Source organism: Achromobacter sp. SIMBA_011, from assembly GCF_046535435.1.
Lineage (GTDB): Bacteria > Pseudomonadota > Gammaproteobacteria > Burkholderiales > Burkholderiaceae_B > Achromobacter > Achromobacter dolens.
The window spans coordinates 1-295 of record NZ_JAWRWN010000258.1 but is presented as its reverse complement, the minus strand read 5'-3'; the positions used below and the strand labels follow the sequence as shown (position 1 = coordinate 295).

Here is a 295-nt window from a genome sequence, read left to right as displayed (position 1 = left end):
GAACGTCACGCCATCGGCGAGCACGTAACTGCACGCATCCGGATCGAAGCCGTCGTTGTTCGGGCCGATGCTGTCCGCGAATACGCCCTGAATCACCACGTTCTTGCAATCGGTCGGATGATGCTGCCAGAACGGCGTGTTCTGCGTATGGTAGTTCTGCATCAGCACGTTGGTGCAGCCGATGAATTCCACCATGCATGGGCGCAGATAGTGCCCGTTGCCAAACACGCGCTGCGCGACCGTCACGCCCAGTTCGGCGAGCGCGGGCAGATAGTTCTGATCCTGCGCCCACGAA

The 295-nt window shown here is 60.3% G+C and carries 1 pseudogene; it reads right to left on the bottom strand.

What is annotated here, in order from left to right:
• A pseudogene (locus tag SB816_RS30840) lies at positions 1–295 on the bottom strand (endopolygalacturonase); the annotation flags it as partial.